Source organism: Pseudoalteromonas atlantica, from assembly GCF_043641955.1.
Taxonomy (GTDB): domain Bacteria; phylum Pseudomonadota; class Gammaproteobacteria; order Enterobacterales; family Alteromonadaceae; genus Pseudoalteromonas; species Pseudoalteromonas atlantica_A.
On sequence record NZ_JBHZRV010000006.1, the window covers coordinates 231,934 to 250,290 of the forward strand.

General features: G+C 39.6%; 10 protein-coding genes and 1 riboswitch. Of the genes, 4 read left to right on the forward strand and 6 right to left on the reverse strand.

Translation table 11 applies throughout. From position 1 onward, the window contains the following. Window positions 1–154: 154 nt before the first annotated feature. From ACHUE3_RS13650 to ACHUE3_RS13675, 6 genes are all read right to left on the reverse strand, one after another. Window positions 155–7,405, reverse strand: coding sequence for a leucine-rich repeat domain-containing protein (locus ACHUE3_RS13650; RefSeq protein ID WP_394192942.1), 7,251 nt, complete (start codon window positions 7,403–7,405; stop codon window positions 155–157). An 87-nt stretch (window positions 7,406–7,492) separates the two neighbouring features. Next, entirely contained in the window at window positions 7,493–8,479 is a 987-nt protein-coding gene (locus tag ACHUE3_RS13655; RefSeq protein ID WP_394192943.1) for a hypothetical protein, read from the reverse strand. Next, window positions 8,479–9,423, reverse strand: coding sequence for an autotransporter outer membrane beta-barrel domain-containing protein (locus ACHUE3_RS13660; protein ID WP_394192944.1), 945 nt, complete (start codon window positions 9,421–9,423; stop codon window positions 8,479–8,481). The genes ACHUE3_RS13655 and ACHUE3_RS13660 overlap by 1 nt, the downstream gene beginning before the upstream one ends. A gap of 670 nt (window positions 9,424–10,093) precedes the next feature. Then, window positions 10,094–11,155 carry an OmpA family protein gene (locus ACHUE3_RS13665; RefSeq protein WP_394192945.1) on the reverse strand — a complete coding sequence of 354 codons (1,062 nt, stop codon included), beginning with the start codon at window positions 11,153–11,155 and terminating at the stop codon, window positions 10,094–10,096. A 460-nt stretch (window positions 11,156–11,615) separates the two neighbouring features. Then, window positions 11,616–13,025: a protein adenylyltransferase SelO gene (locus tag ACHUE3_RS13670; RefSeq protein WP_394192946.1), complete on the reverse strand. Its 1,410-nt coding sequence runs from the start codon at window positions 13,023–13,025 to the stop codon at window positions 11,616–11,618. 17 nt (window positions 13,026–13,042) lie between these two features. Continuing rightward, window positions 13,043–13,747, reverse strand: a complete 705-nt coding sequence (locus ACHUE3_RS13675) for a DNA-3-methyladenine glycosylase I (RefSeq protein ID WP_394192947.1) — start codon at window positions 13,745–13,747, stop codon at window positions 13,043–13,045. A 173-nt stretch (window positions 13,748–13,920) separates the two neighbouring features. Further along, window positions 13,921–14,114: riboswitch (Lysine riboswitch) on the forward strand. A gap of 135 nt (window positions 14,115–14,249) precedes the next feature. On the opposite strand from ACHUE3_RS13675, the gene dapA reads away from it, so the two are divergent. Genes dapA through ACHUE3_RS13695 form a run of 4 tightly spaced genes read left to right on the forward strand, consistent with a single transcriptional unit; the run spans window position 14,250 to window position 18,221 of the window. Then, complete coding sequence (dapA, locus tag ACHUE3_RS13680) at window positions 14,250–15,134, forward strand: 4-hydroxy-tetrahydrodipicolinate synthase (protein ID WP_394192948.1); 885 nt, start codon at window positions 14,250–14,252, stop codon at window positions 15,132–15,134. Between the two features lie 14 nt (window positions 15,135–15,148). Further along, on the forward strand, window positions 15,149–15,889 hold the full coding sequence (locus ACHUE3_RS13685) for a 2,3,4,5-tetrahydropyridine-2,6-dicarboxylate N-succinyltransferase (protein WP_394192949.1): 741 nt from the start codon (window positions 15,149–15,151) through the stop codon (window positions 15,887–15,889). After that, the gene (locus tag ACHUE3_RS13690; RefSeq protein WP_394192950.1) at window positions 15,889–17,094 is read left to right on the forward strand and encodes a PLP-dependent decarboxylase; all 1,206 of its coding nucleotides are present in this window, start codon (window positions 15,889–15,891) and stop codon (window positions 17,092–17,094) included. Before ACHUE3_RS13685 ends, ACHUE3_RS13690 begins: the two co-directional genes overlap by 1 nt. Window positions 17,095–17,099: 5 nt before the next feature. After that, window positions 17,100–18,221, forward strand: coding sequence for a succinylglutamate desuccinylase/aspartoacylase family protein (locus ACHUE3_RS13695; RefSeq protein WP_394192951.1), 1,122 nt, complete (start codon window positions 17,100–17,102; stop codon window positions 18,219–18,221). The last annotated feature ends 136 nt before the right edge of the window (window positions 18,222–18,357 follow it).

Here is an 18,357-nt window from a genome sequence, read left to right on the forward strand (position 1 = left end):
AGTGGAGAGGATTTTTTGCGCCTTTATTTAATTAAAGGAGTTTAAAAGTATAAAAGTAAGATCTAAATGCGGGTTTTATTGAATTTTTAATTTAAAAATAAAAACGACCACGTGGCGTGGTCGTTTTATCAACTACAAAAGGTATTCAATAAACTTATGGTGTTGTCTCTACAAACTCAACATTAACTTCGCATGATGCTGTTAGCGGACCTACAGAATAATAGCCTGTCTCTAACGTACCATCACAGCCTGTCACCGAGCCTATTTCATAACCCGTATCTGGGTATAAATATATATCTCTAGTTTCATTTTCATTAAGTGTGAAGTTTTCTTCACCTACACTACCGCTACCTATTATATTAACTGCAACAGACATATCAAATTGAATATTCGTATAGCCTTGACCATCTCGTAAACCTTGTATATAAGATATAGCTTCTGCTGATAAGTTATTTCCTCGAAAACTTATATAGGCTGTTTTATCAACTATAAACTCCAAACCACTTATGTCACTAATCTCATTATTATTTAATGACAGCCTTGTAAGCAAGACATTGTTGCTTGTGTCTATTTGCTGAAGTAAATTACTATCAATATTCACATTTTCAAGCTCAGTGTTGTTACTGATATCTATCGAAGTTAGAAGATTTTCCTGTGCATAAAAATAAACTAGTTTAGTTAGATTACTTAAATCAACGGTAGTAAGTTGGTTTTTACGTATATTTAGTTCATCAATACTCATATTATTACTTAAATCAATACTCGATAATGAATTATTACGAACATTCACCTCTAAAAGCTTTGTATTATTACTTAAATCTATAGAAGCTAAGCTGTTACTCCACGCATGTAAACGAGTTAAATCAGGGTTCATTTCAAGGTTCAACTCAGTTAATTCATTTTCCGCTATATAAAGCTCTCTTAACTCATTTGCATTGCTTAAATCAATAAAAGTTAATTGATTGTAGTTAACTTGTAAAACTATTAATTCACTGATACTAGAGATGTCAATATCGGTTAACTGATTACTGGAAAGATCTATTTCATTTAACAAGGTATTTTGGCTAAGATCAATGAATGTAAGCATGTTAGTTTCAGCGTTAAGGTAATATAATTGCGTTAACCCTCTTAAGTCCATTGAGGTAAGTTGGTTAAAAGCTATATGAAGTTCTTTAATATTAATATTATTACTAAGATCTAAATACGTTAACTCATTATCAGCAAGGCGCAAAAAAGTAAGCTCTACATTATTGCTCAAATCAATATCAGTTAAGCTATTATAGGTAACTAATAAGTGCTTTAGTGCTGTGTTTTGGCTTAAGTCTATACTTCCTAAATTATTTTCCGATAGTTCTAACCGTTCAAGGTTAGTGTATTCAGAAACATCAAAATTAGGCAGTGATATTGACGTTAAGTAAAGCTGCGTGATTATACTAGGATCATCTACTAACAGCGCTGTTATATTAGAGTTTTTAATATCAATGCGTTTAAGGTTAGGAAGCGCTGGTAGATCCAGCGGCCCAGATATGTCAAGCCTATCAAAATATATTGACTCTAAGTTGGTAAAAGAATCTATCCCCTCAATTGAAAGAATTTGCCCGCTGCTATTCAAAGAGCAATTTAAGCCAGTCACATCATCTAAGCGGCTATAACCTAAATTATTAACACACTGAGCAAATGCAGGGTCGGTAATCCCTGCTTTTTCTGCAAGTGGAATTGCTTCAACAAACTCTATATCAATTTCACATGACGAAGTTAACGGTCCCACTTCGTAATAATCAGCTGAGTACCAAGTACCATCACAGCCTGTTACGCTTGCAACTTCATAACCAGTGTCAGGGTATAAATTTATCCCGCGGCTTTCACCATCTGACAAAGTAAAGCTAGATTCACTAGCAGTGCCATTACCAGTTACATTCACAGTAACGCTGTAGTTTACTGAATACGAAATATTATAATAACCTTGGTTATCACGTAAATCATCTAAATAACTGACAGTATCGCTGCTTAACGGGTTATTATCAAAATTGATCCTTGCTGATTTATCAGCAATAGCTTCTATTCCACTAATTGTCTCTAATGCACTCCGTCTAATGTAGACGTTTGTTAAATTGCTATTAGTACTAAAATCTAGTATAGAAATTGGAGAGTTATTTACCTGAAGCCAGTATAAAGATGTCATCTCACTAATGTTCAGCTGTTCAAGCTGATAATTGTTAAACAAATCCAGTGATAAAATTAGCTCGGGGTTTGCAATAGACGATAAGTCATTTATACCAGATTGAGACATTTGCAGTCTTGTTAAACTAGTAAAAGGTGAGAAGTCAAAACTGGTATAATTAGCTCCACCTATCGTTAAACCTGATATGTGATACGCCTGTGACCATGGCACAAGTGACTGCTCAACACCTTCGACATTTAATGAAAATAAGCTTTGTAACGCTGAAAAATCTAAATCACTTATCGAGGTGTACGCGATGCCAAGACTCTCTAAATTGACGAGATTTGTTAGATTAATCGCTGAAATCCCCATTCTACCAATATCAAGGCGAGTTAATTTAGTTAAATTGGTGACGTCAAGCTCTGTTACCCCTGCTTGCCCCCATAAAAACGCATTTCTTAGCTCTGTTAAATGCCCAATATTGAGTTCAGTTAAGCTACTGCTGCCATTAAGACTTAAATACTCTAATTGAGTGTTAAAGGTTAAATCCAACTGGCTTAATTCAGTCCCTTGCAAGTCCAAATTAACTAGCTGAGTTTGATTTGATAAGTCGATCAGAGTCAACGGGTTATAATACAAACTCAAATATTGCAGTGCCGTATATGCAGATAAGTCAATATCTGAAATATTTTGATTTCTCAACTCTAAACGAGTAATTAGGCTGGAGTCATAAAATTGAACTGTTTCTATTTGTTTTTGCTGTTCAGAGTTTGTGTTATAACCAATTACAAACTCAGTAAGCTGCTCTAAAGCAGATAAATCAAGGTGAGTGCCGATGTTTAAGTATGCAAGCTGTAAAATTTGTAAGTTAGGTAGCGCCTCCAACCCCTCTAAAGACGTAATCTCACCATTCCACCGGCAATTTAATTCAATCACACTTTCTAAGCTTGTTTCACCTGAATTATCAACACACATTGCAAGTGCAGGATCTGTAATATTTGCTTGAGTAGATAACGGAACAAACTCTTTAAAGGTTACATCAATTTGGCAGCTTTCTTTCACATAAGGGACTCTATAATCACTGCCGTCTTCATAGCCGTCACAACCTGAAATACTATCAAGCACATAACCTGAATTTGGCTCAATAGATGTCGACCAATTCGAGCCATGCTCAACAATACTCTCATCTCCTACAGCTAATGAGCCATTCCCATCGCTATTTACTGATATCGTGTGCTCTGGCGCATCAAATGATAAATACACTTCATCACCGACCTGGCAACTATTACCCTTTAAGTACTTACAGAAAGTAATATCACGGCGATTGTTATCGATTAACTCAATAACGGTATCTTGACCATCAAGTATAAGCTCTAATTTACCGTCAATCAGCTCAACATTTACCGGCTCAGCATCATCAATTTGGAAAGTGTAGTGTTGTTTATCTTGGGCTTCATCGTAATCACCATAGGTAACAAACCAGCGAGCAATGCCATTACTATCATTTTGATAAAGGCTAATATAGTCTAAATCATACTCATTCAATTTATCGACCTTTGTTGAAGGGCTGTAATCATGAATGTATAAATGTGAAGTAGAATCTGTAACTTGATTATCATCATAAAAATGTGTTGTACGCTCAACATAGTAACGCTCACCATCGATTGCCACTAGCGTATATTTAAACTCACCATACAATCGACAATCCGGTGAAGATATGTCACAACTGTCAACTTTCTGCCAGTTACCATCCGTTGTGTCATAATACAAATCACGGATTAAGTGACCGCCCTCAAACCCCTTTTGATACGAACTTGTGCCTGTAGTAAAGAAAACCTCACCATCTTGGTAGATTTGCATTTCAGCCCAGTGAGAGTCGATATCATGACCATCTCTGAACTGATGACGCCCGGCAAAGTTATCAGCTGAGATTGCTTGCTCGTTACGACGCACCATAATTCCAGCATCTGTATATTGCTCATCTTCAAACATGCCTTGGGTAACTACCTGGTAGCCCACATTTAAATCTTTAGTGACAAAAAGAGTTTCTGTATCAGAACCCGTTAAGTCAAGCACTATTGAATTGTTAAGTACTTGCCATGTAAAGTTTTCTACTGATAAATCACTTATATCGTGGGAAGTACCTGTGCCATCTGGATTGAAAGTAACATTGTAGACCGTACGCTCACTCACTAAATCTACAGACCAATCACCTGCGATATCATCAGCCATGATAGCCAAACGTTGATCGAGCGACGTTTTGTTAACCTCATATGAACTTTCTGATTGTTCTACAAATACATCATTTTTATATTGTTCGATAGTCTGTTCTAACTCATACCAGTTACTTCCTTTAACCTGTCGCGGGATTAATCTCAAGCTAGTAGCAATATTTTTGTAAGCCACTTCAACCGGAGAACCTTCTTGGTATTCTATATTTTGGAATTCATTAAGAATAAACTCTTGCTGTGGAGTAATTTCAAGTACTCCTTCAGAGTTTTCAGTCCAAACCACATCAACCTTATCGTTATAAGTTAATGTTCCGGTTTGATCATCTTTAAGCTCAATTGTATATGCACTTGCATAATAAAGGTCTTGATTGCCAATTATAAACTTACCGACAGTCTCCTCCTGCTCTTTAAAGGTCGCATTAATTTCACAATCCATATTTCCAGCGAACGCAATATAATGACTACCTTCAATATAACCTTCACAGCCTTCGATTGAGTCTAAAACAAAGTCATCGTCAGGAATGATTTCGAACCCAACTTTTTGATACAAAAATGACTCTTGTGATGCGGGTGAAATTTCACCATTACCATTTGAGTTAGCAGTAAGGGTAACTTTAGGGCGCTTTGGTAAGTAAGTCATTTTTGATGCAGCATTACATGTACCGCCGTCTTTATAGTGGCAAACAACAATGCTATCGGTATCTGATGAAACAAGTTCGAAATGCCATTTTTCACCATTACGGTCATAACTTAATACACCGTCATTAAAAGTTGCACCGAAATAAGTTTGGCCTTCTACTTCTACAGCGTATGTCACATTACCGCTTTCGTCATATTCAGCATAAACTCTGTCGGTCTGTCCATCTGCTGAATAAAATTCAGTGTAATTTTCTAATAGCTCTTCGGTGAAAGCGCTGTAGGTTAAGTCTTTACTATATTCATAAACTAATATTGCGCCGTCTTTAGAGCTAATCTCACCGTTTGGTAAGTAGTAATTGATAGTTCGGTTTATATAAAAAAGATTATCAACAATACTAATAAACTCATGAATCATTTCACTATTAAGGTAACAGCTTGTATCAAAGCCTTCACATGATGTAACAACCTCATTGTTATAAATGAAGCGCTTACGTGTAAACTGACCATCCTCTAAATGCCCTTGCCAGTCAGTAATACCCAAACCAATCATGGTTGTGCCATCGCTATGTATATTCAAATCATACGATTGAGACGTGCCTATAAACCCATGCCAGCGACCAACTAAATCTTCATTCGTCGTGGTAACGGCTTGTTTTTTGATTAATAACCCTGTTAGGGTGTCGCTCGGCTCATCAAAGCTTCTATCAAGACCAACTAATTGATATCCGCCACTTAGTGCTTTTGTAAACCAAAGCTCAAGCTGCCCTGTTTCACCATCTTCATCATAATTAACAGTTAAGCTATGGCTATTTAGTTGCCAAGTAAATGCTTCGCTGCTGTTACCACCAACATCGCCCGTACCATCAGCATAGAATTGCAGGGTTTCAGGTAGGTCAGGCTCGTCACTAGTATCGTAATCATTCTCATACGCATGAAATGCCCACTCACCTATAAGCTGCTCAGCCAATAATGAAATGGTTTTATTTTTATATATTAGATTCGTAGTGTACGTTTCATCTTCTTCAGTCGTCATTGTGACTGAGCCGGAATTTCTATCAACTATCATTCGCTCTGTTGAACGCGTGATCTCAATGGTTCTAAATACATCGTTTTCAGCTAATACTATGAAACTAAGCCCTGTTAAAACTAAAGACTCTGAGCTTTCAGCATCTGAATTTTGATAAATCGTAACCTGTTTATCAAACTCTAATGTATACACACCGGCACTTTCAGACCAAGTAATTGCGCTACTGGTATTAGAGCTAAACTGCCCGCTACCATCTGCCATTAGGCTTAAGTGAAACGCTGTATTTGTGTGGTAGCGAGGTGAGTTAATAATGTAATTACCCTCTAGCGAACCTGTCGCACCAGTTACTAGATCATCATCTTCTTTAATTTCTTTTTTAGTTTTTTCGATGATTTCAGGGTCTTTCTCTGTTACTTCTTCTTCAAACTGCTTTGCTACCTGCTCGTTTGCAACAAGCTCTAGTGTGCTATTAACACCTTCTGGTAAAGAATAGTCTGGGTTGTCGACTACAATTTTAATAAGAGTTGCTAACTGAATTTTTTCATCCGCATCGACATTTAACAGGGCACTATCGAGTTCCTCTTCACTTTCTGGTTCCGTACCACCACGAGTTAAAAGTGCAAATTCAGCAGTGGTAACATTGGTGATATTTACACCAAAATTATCATTACTATCGAGAGTTTTATCGTCACCTGCTTGCGCGAGAAGTTTTTCGACTGAGCTCAATTGCGATACAAACTCCACACCTGGATTGAGTGTATCTAATCCTTTTGCTTTAACTCTTACTAGCTTTTTAGCTGATGATTCATCAATATCTAACACTGCAGTGTAACGACCATTATCACCAGCTTGAACATTGAAAGACTCACTACCAACCACAATCTCAAGCTCAGCATTGGCAATAGGTTCATCTGTCACGATACCAGTAATAGTAACATTTGAGACTTTGCGTTTAATAAGGACTTCTTGTGTTGATGAAGCGGTTGCACCGTCATCATCTGTCACTGTAACAGTAAAGTTAACCGTTACATCTTCTGTAATATCAGGAGAGGTAAATGTAGCTTCAGCAGTACTTAAGCCACTGCTGGTAAACTCAAAACTGGCATCATGGCTCCAGCTGTAAGATGCGATACTACCATCACTGTCTGAAGCAGTAGCGCTTAATGTTAACGCTTCTTGCTCAAGTGCATCCTCAATAGTAGTTTGGCTAACTGTAGGGCTTTCATTAGTTACAGGAGGTGGTGCAGGTGTAGGAGTGCCCTCATCACCGCCACCACCACCGCAGCCAGCTAAAAGTAATGCTCCAGTAAAAATACCTACACGAAGCTTTTTATTAAATAAGTCCATTTTTATCCCTCATTATAAAGGGAAGCCTGTGAGTGACATCCCTAAATTTATAAAAGCCGCCCTAAACGACTTTAGATTAAATATGTATTACAACGCGGCTTTAATCTGCTGTAATTGCTCAGTGAATGATAGATGTCTTAAATCTCCTAAACCAACAGCTTCAGTTAATTCAGCTAGCTCATACTCAAATTTAAGTAACTTACTTTCAATATCTTTATCATCTAATGCTGTTTTTGTTTTTAAGTATTCATTGAAAAGGCTATTAATTCGTTTTATTTGATGTGCCACTAAATTCGCTTCAAGCTTAATGTTGTCGTAATCTCGGTAATTACTCTTGGCATAGTTCTGGCCTTGTTCTAACTGAGACTTAACATCGCTATATACAACAGGGAACACGTCGGGCTTATCAGAATCGGCTAATTGATAGATTTTGCGAATGTGCTCTGAAAAATAAAACTGCACAACAGCATCCTTTTCCAGTGCTGTAAGCTGCTCTAAAAGTTGAGGAACATACTGTCTTACTTGTGATTCTTCACCTTCAATTAGTAACTCTTTTAACTCTTCATGTCTCTGCTCTAAGACGGTATAACGTTTTTCAAAGTGAATTTTTGCGTCAATTTGAGTAAGCACTGCAAACTCTTCTCTCACAGGCTTTAATACAGCTGTAATACGATCTTTTGAAAGGTTAGCAGCAGTTACAAGGCTGATAACTTGCTGACATTGCTCCATTACTTCATCAGCAACCGTATCTGATGAAAATAATGATGCACTATCAAGCGCACGATCTGGCGTAAGCCTTAGTTCTTCAAACTCGGCCTCAAGCACTTGCCAGATTTTTTGCGCTTCCTTTACTTTTTCAATATCATATTCTGCGAGCGATTCAGACTTTATAAGGTTATAGGCCGTTAATGCTTCCCCAAAAGCTTGTTCTGCTTTTTGAAAAGCGGCTTGTTGTTGCTCAGGTGTTGCTTGTTCACCCGCCAAGCCTGCAAGATCTTTTTGAACTGACTCAATCGTTTTGCAACCACTCAATGTGATTCCCATAAAAATAGTTACGAGTAATAGTTTTCTCATTAGTAGCTCCACTGTGCGCCAAGAGTGAATGAAACATTGCTGTATTCAACTTCTGGTACTCTTAAACGTTGGCCATTTTCAAGATTTTCGGTAACAATATCGCGTGATTTATATTGCGCATCTATGCCAGCTAGAATCGCAATGTGATTCATAACCTGATAACGCATACCTGCTCTGGCAAACACTCCCCAACCATTAAAGCTGTCAGTTAATGTTGTTGTTTCAAATTGAGTGTTCTGAATTTCAGAGTACATAGGGCTGCTTAGTTCGCCTTCTAGATACCAGCTATATTTATTAAAACTGTCTTTTAGGCGGCTGTCATAGCGAGCACCTAAAGTCAGCAAAATGCCCATTTGATCTTCAGATACTGATATAACCGGACGCAGTTGAGAGGAGTAATTTTGTTGTGAACCTGTTTGCCCACCTTCCATACCTGGTAAGGTAAAGCGTGCCGGGTTAGTAGGATCATCTGAAATAGCAATTAAGGCCTTATCAAATGAATCTGCACCAGGCTGTACAAAAGAAAAGTTTGAACGTGTGAAGCTGGAAGTGAAAAACTTTGTACCTAATGTGAATTGTATTGCTTGTGAAAAATTATAAGCTCCTTTAAAACCAATCTCATTGGCTTTGAGTTTAAATGCATTTTGCTGAATAGCACCGAACTCCCCCATATACCAGGTTTCAGTTGCAATATCGGTCGAGATTGTTGCAGCACTTTCAACATAAAAACCCCAATCATCATCTATCCCTGTGTACGAAAGCTGGCGTATTGCTGGGTTAGTAACATCTATCGATTGGCTAAGCTGGCCAAAGCCTGCTACATCGTTTAGGGTTTCACTGTAGCCTATGGTTTCAAAACCTATACGGACTTCACTAAAAGAAGGGTTAGGGGTTGCATAGGCTGTTGCGCTAAAAAGGACAGGTATTAATAGAGGTAATTTCATGAAAATGCCTTACTCACTGCTATAAAGTTACCTAAAATAGAAGAGAGCGAAGCTCACCGTACCCTCCATGGTAACAAAAAATAACATTTGTTAAAATATATTAAACATACGTAATTTTAGCCTCTTACAATTAGGCGTCAAGCAAAAATGAACGTTGACTTAATAAAAAATTCGCAATAAAAGCGCTTAAATAACTAACTTATGCATAAACCTTTAATTATAAAGCTTTTTTTATGAGTTTATTGTCAGCCTTTTTAGTATAATCAAAAGGACTTTATTCAGATAAAGTACTCTTAGGTGTGAACAATTATCCTAGTAACAAGGATTTGGAGCATTCTAATGGTGAAGCGTAGTATGTTTAGGTAAGATTAAAATCGGCATAGCAAAGCAAACATCCGACAAACTGAGTAAATATTGAAAAGTGAAAGGATATCATCTAATGCCAATTCGCTTAATAAAGTGATCTACTTTGAGGGTGGAAAAACGTGTTGGTAGCAAGGCAAAAAATTTGCTATTTAGTTGTTCTAAATGAGAATTTTTTAACGCAGGTAGCGACACATTTAGCCCCTCAAAATGATTAAGTATTATTGCGAGTTGGTATAAATTGCTCATCGCTGAATAACAGGCATAAAAAAACCCAGCAAATGCTGGGTTTTTAAAACAGTATAAATTAACGCTTAACTTTAACGCGTTCAATCACTGATACATGTGCTTCAACACGACGGTTTTCAGCATGTGCTGCTGCCGTGTTAGCTTCATTTTTAAGACGTTCTTCACCTAAACCAACAGTAGTTAGTCGGTCTTTATCAATGCCATCTGCAATTAAACGAGCTGCAACAGCATCTGCACGTTTCTTAGATAACCACTTGTTGTAGTCTGCTTTACCTACAGCTGAAGAGTGACCTTCTAGAAGTACTTCTGTACCTGGGTGTTCATTTAAGAAAGCAACCACTGCGTCAATATCGTCTAAATATTTCTGTGAAACTTTAGATGTATTGTTAGGGAAAGTAACAACTAAACTTTTAGTTACTTCACGATCTTCATATAAAGTACAACCAGTGCCGTCTACTGCATCTGTCATCGGTGTGTTAGCACACTGATCATCTGCATCAGGGATATTGTCGTTATCGCTGTCTGTTGGAGCTACAGCAACTGGAACAACCGCTGCTACTGGCGCTGCTTCTACTGGTGCAGAAGATGAGCTTTGGTTGCCAAACAAGTAGCTTAGACCTAGTTTAGCGCCAACATCTGTGTAACCACGGTCAAGACCTTGGAAGATTGATGTTTCTGCGTTGAACGCGAAGTTATCAGTGAAATAATGTTGGTAACCAGCACCTACGTTAGCAAATGTAAGGCTTTCCATTGCATCAACGTTTTTAAGACCAACGATGCCGTAAAAAGGACCGCCATTGATGTGATAAAGTGCATCGACACCTAAACGATCGCCTTCAAGGCTTGTTGCTGTCATTGCTGGATTTGAACTTGAAATATCAAAGTCCATATCAGCATACTCTAAACGTGCACTCCAGTAATCGCTAAAGCGATAACCTAGTTCAAGACCCCAACCTGTTGAATCATCAACGTTAGTGCCGGCACTACCACGAACATTTTCCCAAGAAGCGTCATAGTAATCACCAAATGCGCCGATAAAGAAACCTTCTTTTTCAGCCGCGAAGCTTGAAGCGCTAGTTGCAGCTAGTGCCAAAGCAATAGTAAGAGATTTTAATTTCATTGTTTCCTTCCCATTTTCACAATTAAAATTGTAGCTAAGTGACCCTAGCCTAATTAAGTATTACCAGAGTACAGAATCTTTTGTTAATCATTACTTAACGAAAACACATTCATGGTGTTTTTTATAAAAGTATTTTTAGAATAAAAGCGCTAATCAGTATAGACCAGATAAAAAACTTTACCTAACCTACGCAAACGCAGCACTTTAAACTTACAATAAACATATAAATTCAAATATTTAACGTATCACCACTTGTTTCAAGTTAGCGATACAGATTTTAAAACCCTTATTAGCATTATATTGCTTAATTTTGAATCAACAAGTAGTAACCGTGTTTATTTGCAATAAATGTCTATAAATAACAGTTAATAATTGCCACTAAGAGCATTTAGCCAATAATAATTCATTACCTAAACTCATATTGATGCTACACAAGCATGTTTTCATGCAACCCAGCGTATTAAGTACCACAGAAAGTTTGGTAACCTTTTTCATCTGAAGCTGGATTATTCCATGACTCATTGATGCTTTGAGTATAGGGGTTTTGCAGTGCTTGTAAGTATTCGCTTAGTATGGGACTGTGGTTGGATTCAGCAAAGTCTTTTAAGATTTTTTCTACCATATAGTTACGCGGGATCAACATTGGGTTGGCTTTTCGCATGATTGAATAACTTTGTTTGTGCGTCCTTTGAACCCACTTTTCAGACCAAGACGATAATACTGAAGGAATTGGTATATCTTCTTTCAACGACTTCGTTAAACTGTCAAACGTATTGGTATAGTCAAGAGAGTTATCTTTTAACAATGCTAATAACTCAGCCACTAACTTACTATCTTGTAGATCATGCCCATCCAATCCTAGCTTTTGCGCCCACATTTCAGTAAATGCGTGATTAAACTTTTCTGCAAAACTATTAATTAAAGGACTCAGTAAAGCCACGGCTTGTTCATCATCTTCGTTTATTAACGGCATTAAACTCTCAGCTAACCGTGCGCAATTCCAGTTAGCAATATTGGGTTGATTGCCAAAAGCGTAGCGGCCTTGGCGGTCGATAGAACTAAATACTGTATCAAAATCAAAACTATTCATCATCGCACACGGGCCATAATCAATGGTTTCACCGCTAATAAGCGTGTTGTCTGTATTCATGACACCATGAATAAAACCCACCCGCATCCAGCTCACAACTAGCTCTATTTGTTTTTTAATTACTTCTCTTAGGAAGGCTAAATAACGCTCAGGACCCGAGCTTTGTATATGTGGATAATGTCGTGTAATTGCCAAATCAGCCAAGGCTTTTAAACCTTTAACATCACCTTGCGTTGCTAAATACTGAAATGACCCTACTCTGATATGACTTGATGCAACTCGAGTCACAATCGCGCCAGGTTGCGGTGGTTGCCGGTAAACGGTTTCGCCCGTTGCGACGACCGCTAAACATCGAGTTGTCGGCACACCTAATGCATGCATTGCTTCACTCATTATGTATTCACGTATTGCCGGACCAATAGCACAACGGCCATCACCACCACGAGAAAACGGTGTCGCCCCAGAGCCTTTTAGCTGGATATCCCAAAGTAACCCTTGTTGATCAGCAACAGCCCCAAGTAAATGCGCGCGCCCATCACCTAAGCGAGGTGAAAAGTGGCCAAATTGATGGCCAGAATAGCCCAGCGCAATAGGCGCTACAGTTGAGTCTATTTGATTACCACTAAACACTGCGGCTTGTTGCTCTGATGAAACATCAATACTTAACTGTTTAGCCACAGCCTCGTTAAATAACAACAGCGAAGGTTCGCCAACTGGACTCGGTCTATCGACTATGGAAAATTGCTCTGCAATATCGGTATAGCGTGATACTAATTTCATTAAATTACCTTTCGCCGCTATTGCGGTTCAGTTGTTTGAATACCCACACGGTTATCACCCACACTATAGGCTACGATTAAGCTTAGCTCCTGCAAACTTAAGCCACTTTGTTGCTGCAGCTCATTAAAAAATGCTTGTGCGGCGCTAAGCGATTTTTTAGTTTGTAAGCCACCGTCTATGATTTTGTGCGCGCGTAAATAACTTTCTACATCGCGTGAAAGTAAAAACGTATCTTTACCTAAAGTGCGTAATGCATAAGGCCCTGTATTACCACCTAATCGCGCGCCGTGTTTTTTTAAATACGCCCATAAGCCAATTATGTCGTCTGTAGGCCAATTAGCAATAAACGCACTGAAACTGCCGTGTTCACTCGCTACTTCATGAATCATATATGCGTTATCAGTAATGGTTTGTACTTTTTTAAAATTACGTACAATACGCTCATCACTGGCTTTTTGTTCTAACATATCAGGTGGCATCATCAGTAACTTTTCAACACTAAAATCCCAAAACACTTCCCTAAAGCCAGCCCATTTACTATTAATAACAGACCAATAAAAGCCACTTTGAAAAACCTTGCGGGTAAACTCTTCAAGCCAAGCATCATCGGGCAAATTTTTAAGCTGAGCCTGTGAAAGTGGCGCATGCAGCAATTGCCCTAACATTGCTTTACCGCCTTTTCGCTGAGCTGCTCGTTGATAAATATCCTGAAACTTTTCCATTGATTAACTACCCTTGCTTTGTCTATTTACTAGTGTACGAAAAAATAGCCCTATACGTAACCACTAGTCATAAACGATCGTTTACAGCCTTGACACCTAGACGGCTAAAATGCTTTAATCACCGCCATTACCCCTATTTAAGGTGTGAGTTTAATCGTTTTAAACTCACACTGTGGGCTAGAAGAGGTGCGTTATTCAGGTAACGTATGTGAGGAGCACACACTCCAGTGATCATACGTGAGGGGAATTAACGCCGAGAAATAACACTTTTTGTGAAGGGTTATTTCGGGCGACTGGGTTGAATCCCAGCGACTGTCACCAATAACAGCTGCGCTGTTGATAAGTTTGGTGGAGAGCTTCTGGTCTTAGCATAATAAGGCCTTTGCGCCCTATTATTTAAGCCCATTCGCTCTTCGAATTTTAAAGTTCGACTGATGTAAATGCGGCGTATTTCTAATTCTTCCTCGTTTTACTCAGCGAACACCTAATAAGTTCGTTGCAGATGAAAAACAACTTTAATTTAAACGACTACCCGTTATGGACTGCACTCGTCACGCCTTTTACTGATGGCGGCGAAGTCGATTATGCAGTACTTGAACAGCTAGTTGCACAACAACAAGCTGCTAATAATGGCATTTTACTACTCGGTAGTACTGGCGAAGGCTTAGCACTTAGTTTGAAAGAACAACAAGCCATTATTGAGCATGTATGTCAGTTAGCACCTACTGTGCCATTAATGGTTGCCGTTGGCGGTATGAACCTAACACAACAAATTGCGTGGGTAGAGTACTGCAATCAACTCCCCATCCACGGTTATTTATTGGGCTCACCGCTGTATGCCAAACCGGGTGTTGTGGGCCAAACTCACTGGTTTGAAAGCCTACTCAACGCAAGTAATCACCCATGCATGCTCTATAACGTACCTGGGCGCAGCGCAGTAGATATTCCACCAGCTGTTGTTAGCAATTTAAAAGATCATAAAAATTTATGGGCTCTTAAAGAAGCCAGCGGCGACATTGCTAAATTTGAAGGTTTTAGAAAAGCCTCGCCAGAATTAGCGATATTCAGTGGCGATGATGCCCTTATGCCTTATTTTGCCCAAGCTGGCGCAAAAGGCTTGGTTTCTGTAGCGGCTAATGCATGGCCTACACAAACACATGAGTTTGTTAAACGCAGCCTCAGCGGTCAGCATCCAAATTTATTTGCCGATTGGTCACAAGCAATCCAAAGCTTGTTTGCCGTAGCAAACCCCATTCCCGTCAAAGTTTTGATGCATCTACAAGGGCGACTAAACAGCCCGTATTTGCGTCCACCATTAACTCACTTAGAGTTAACCCAAACAGATTGCATTAACAATGCAAATAACACCATTTTATCTTGGCATTAATACAGGTTTTTATAATGAGCTGGTTAGAACTATTAAATAATTTAGAATCAGGCGCCGTTCGCGCTGCAACACAAGACGAAAACGGCCAATGGCACGCTAACGTTGAAGTAAAACAAGGTATTTTAGAGGCGTTCAAAAACGGCACTAATACCGAGTTTCCAGGCGGATTTGTAGACAAGCACAACTTAGCACCACAAGGTTTTGCAGCAGAAGCTGGTGTACGTATGGTACCGGGCGGAACAAGCGTTCGTCGTGGTGCACACGTTGCTAAAGGCACAATTATTATGCCACCAGCGTATGTTAATATTGGTGCTTTTATTGACGAAGGCACTATGGTTGATAGCCACGCCCTTGTTGGTTCGTGTGCACAAGTTGGTAAAAACGTGCATTTAAGTGCAGCGGTGCAACTTGGCGGTGTGCTTGAACCAATTGGCGCAAGCCCTGTGGTTGTCGAAGACGATGCATTTATCGGCGCAGGATGTGTAATCGTTGAAGGTGTTGTAGTTAAAAAAGGCGCAGTACTTGCCCCAGGCGTACGCTTATCAGCTACCATCCCGGTTTATGACTGCGTTAACGAGCGTCAACTTGATAAAGGCGAGCCAATTCCTGAGTACGCTATTGTCATTCCAGGCTCACGCCCGGCTTCAAATGAGTGGGCACGCGAGCAAGGTCTAAGCATGTCATGTGCGTTAATCGTAAAATACCGTGATGAACAAAGTGATGCATCATTACTGCTAGAAGAGGTTTTACGTTAATGACCTTTTTGAGCACGCCAGTTAAAAACGCTATTGATGAGCTATCGACTCAGCTTGATAGTCCATTTTTTGTCTACGACCTTGACTCACTAGATGCGCACTTGTCGCGTTTAGTGGCGCAAACTGAAGTAAAGCTTTGGTATGCGGTTAAAGCCAATCCACTGTCTAAAGTGATACAAAGTTTAGATAACGCTGGCTTTAATTTTGATGTTGCAAGTAAAGGCGAACTTGAGCAAGTACTTGCTCAAGGCATTAACAGTGAGCGCGTGCTCAACACCGGGCCTGCTAAAAGCCCAAAGCAAATTAAACACTTTATTGAGCGAGGCGTACGTATTTTTGTCGCCGAAAGTCTCAATCAAGTACGTTGGCTGAATGAGCAAGCAATTGCAAAACAGTGCCAACTACAGGTGTTATTGCGTGTGCAATTACGTTGGCCTGAAGGTGAAAAAAATCCACTAGGGGGCGACAGCCTTACACCATTTGGCTTAGGCTGCGATGAATGGCAAGCACTCAACACGAGTGATTATCCTGCACTTAACTTTGATGGCCTGCATATTTTTCAATGGGGAAATATGCTTAGTAGCGATAAACTCGCCCACCTTTGGTCACAAATGATCGCGCCATTACAGCAGCTAGCAAGCGACTTAGATATTAATCTAAAAGTACTCGATTTAGGCGGTGGCTTAGGTATTCCTTATACACTCGATGCACCTACCTTAAGCTGGGATGCGTTAATCGATGCACTTGCGAAAATTAAACGCGATGCTGGCGTAGAAGAGTTATGGATGGAACTTGGCCGTTATGCAGTCGGCGAATGTGGTCATTACGCAACTCCTGTGGTCGAGCGCAAATTAAACTACGGACAACAGCAAGTTATTATAAGTGGCGGTATTAATCATTTATTGCGCCCAGCGGTTACCAGTCAAGATTTCCCAGCGCAATTACTACGTGATTCAAAAGCCCCAAACCAAGCAATGAGCTTATACGGGCCATTATGTACTGCACTTGATTGCTTAGGTGAGCATCAACTTCCCAATGATTTAAACGAGCATGACTGGCTCGCATTTAGTCAATGCGGCGCTTATGGTTTTACTGAAAGCATGCCTTACTTTTTATGCCATGAACTTGCTGCTGAGTATGTATTACAAAACGGTAAGCTAACCTGTATTCGCCAAGCTGAAGATGCTAGCCACTACTTAAGGTAATTGAGATGAGTAATACAACCCCAATCAGCCAAGAAAACATCATCGTAGGTGAAGTTGCAAACGGCTTACCGCTAACCATTCCTGTGTATCGTTTAAAAGGCGACGGCACCGGACCAAGCGTTTATGTGCAAGCAAATATGCATGGCGCTGAAGTGCAAGGCAACGCTGTCATTTATCAACTGCTCGAACAATTAAAGCAACTCAATTTAAAAGGCGATATTACTTTAGTGCCCTACGCCAACCCAATTGGCTGTAATCAAAAATCAGGCGAATTTACGTTAGGCCGTTTTGATCCAATTACTGGTACTAACTGGAACCGTATGTATCATTGCAACAGTCAATTAGCTGCTAAATTTGCAGAGCAATACAGTGATGCCGATGACCAAACCCTAAAAAATGCTTTTAAATCCGCGCTGATAGAGGAAGTAGAGCAACAATTAGCGGGGCCAGATTATCGTTTAACCACAGGTAAACGTATTGCGCTTAATTTACAAAAGCTCGCACACCAAGCAGATATTGTACTGGACTTACACACAGGCCCTATTTCTAGCCAGCACCTATATTGCCCTGATTACGCAAAGCAAAGCGCCAGCTATTTTAATATCCCCCATGTACTACTCATTCCAAATGATTTTGATGGAGCAATGGACGAAGCCAGCTTTTGCCCTTGGTGGCAATTAACTGAACAGTTAGCAAAACAAGGTCGTGAATTTAGCGTACAAGTTGAAGCGTTTACTGTTGAGCTTGGTAGCCAAGAAAAAATCGACTTAAGCGCAGCACTTGATGACGCCAACAGTATTTTAAGTTACTTAAACCATAAGCAGGTTTTTGTTGATGCGCCATTTCAACCAAAACAAATGAAGCGCTATGCTTGTATGCTCGCTGACTACTTCGCTTACTACGCGCCTATGGGTGGCATGGTTGAATATATTGCGCCTCTAGGCGGCCATATTAAAGCAGGTGAGCCGATTGCTAAAGTACTTCGAATGGAGCGCTACTTAAGTGAACAACCTTTGCAAACTCTAACACTTGATTGTGATGCAATCGCAATTTTGCATTTTGCCTCAGCAAGTGTGAATCAAGGTACCGAACTCTACAAATTCTTCACCAACGTATTTGAGCTATAAGCTCACCCCTTCTCATTGCGTGAGAGCACGATTATCCAACTGGAAAAAGTGCATTGAACGAGCGGCTTCGGCCGCTTTTTCTTTGTATTTGTAATCAAAAGGCAGCAAAACTTACTAAGTTCAGTAACAATTCACA

Coding starts and splice junctions, on each gene's coding strand:
- ACHUE3_RS13660 (WP_394192944.1), bottom strand. CDS start 9,423: ATGAAATTACCTCTATTAATACCTGTCCTTTTTAGCGCAACAGCCTAT.
- ACHUE3_RS13670 (WP_394192946.1), bottom strand. CDS start 13,025: ATGAAATTAGTATCACGCTATACCGATATTGCAGAGCAATTTTCCATA.
- ACHUE3_RS13650 (WP_394192942.1), bottom strand. CDS start 7,405: ATGGACTTATTTAATAAAAAGCTTCGTGTAGGTATTTTTACTGGAGCA.
- ACHUE3_RS13665 (WP_394192945.1), bottom strand. CDS start 11,155: ATGAAATTAAAATCTCTTACTATTGCTTTGGCACTAGCTGCAACTAGC.
- ACHUE3_RS13695 (WP_394192951.1), top strand. CDS start 17,100: ATGAGTAATACAACCCCAATCAGCCAAGAAAACATCATCGTAGGTGAA.
- dapA (WP_394192948.1), top strand. CDS start 14,250: ATGAAAAACAACTTTAATTTAAACGACTACCCGTTATGGACTGCACTC.
- ACHUE3_RS13690 (WP_394192950.1), top strand. CDS start 15,889: ATGACCTTTTTGAGCACGCCAGTTAAAAACGCTATTGATGAGCTATCG.
- ACHUE3_RS13655 (WP_394192943.1), bottom strand. CDS start 8,479: ATGAGAAAACTATTACTCGTAACTATTTTTATGGGAATCACATTGAGT.
- ACHUE3_RS13685 (WP_394192949.1), top strand. CDS start 15,149: ATGAGCTGGTTAGAACTATTAAATAATTTAGAATCAGGCGCCGTTCGC.
- ACHUE3_RS13675 (WP_394192947.1), bottom strand. CDS start 13,747: ATGGAAAAGTTTCAGGATATTTATCAACGAGCAGCTCAGCGAAAAGGC.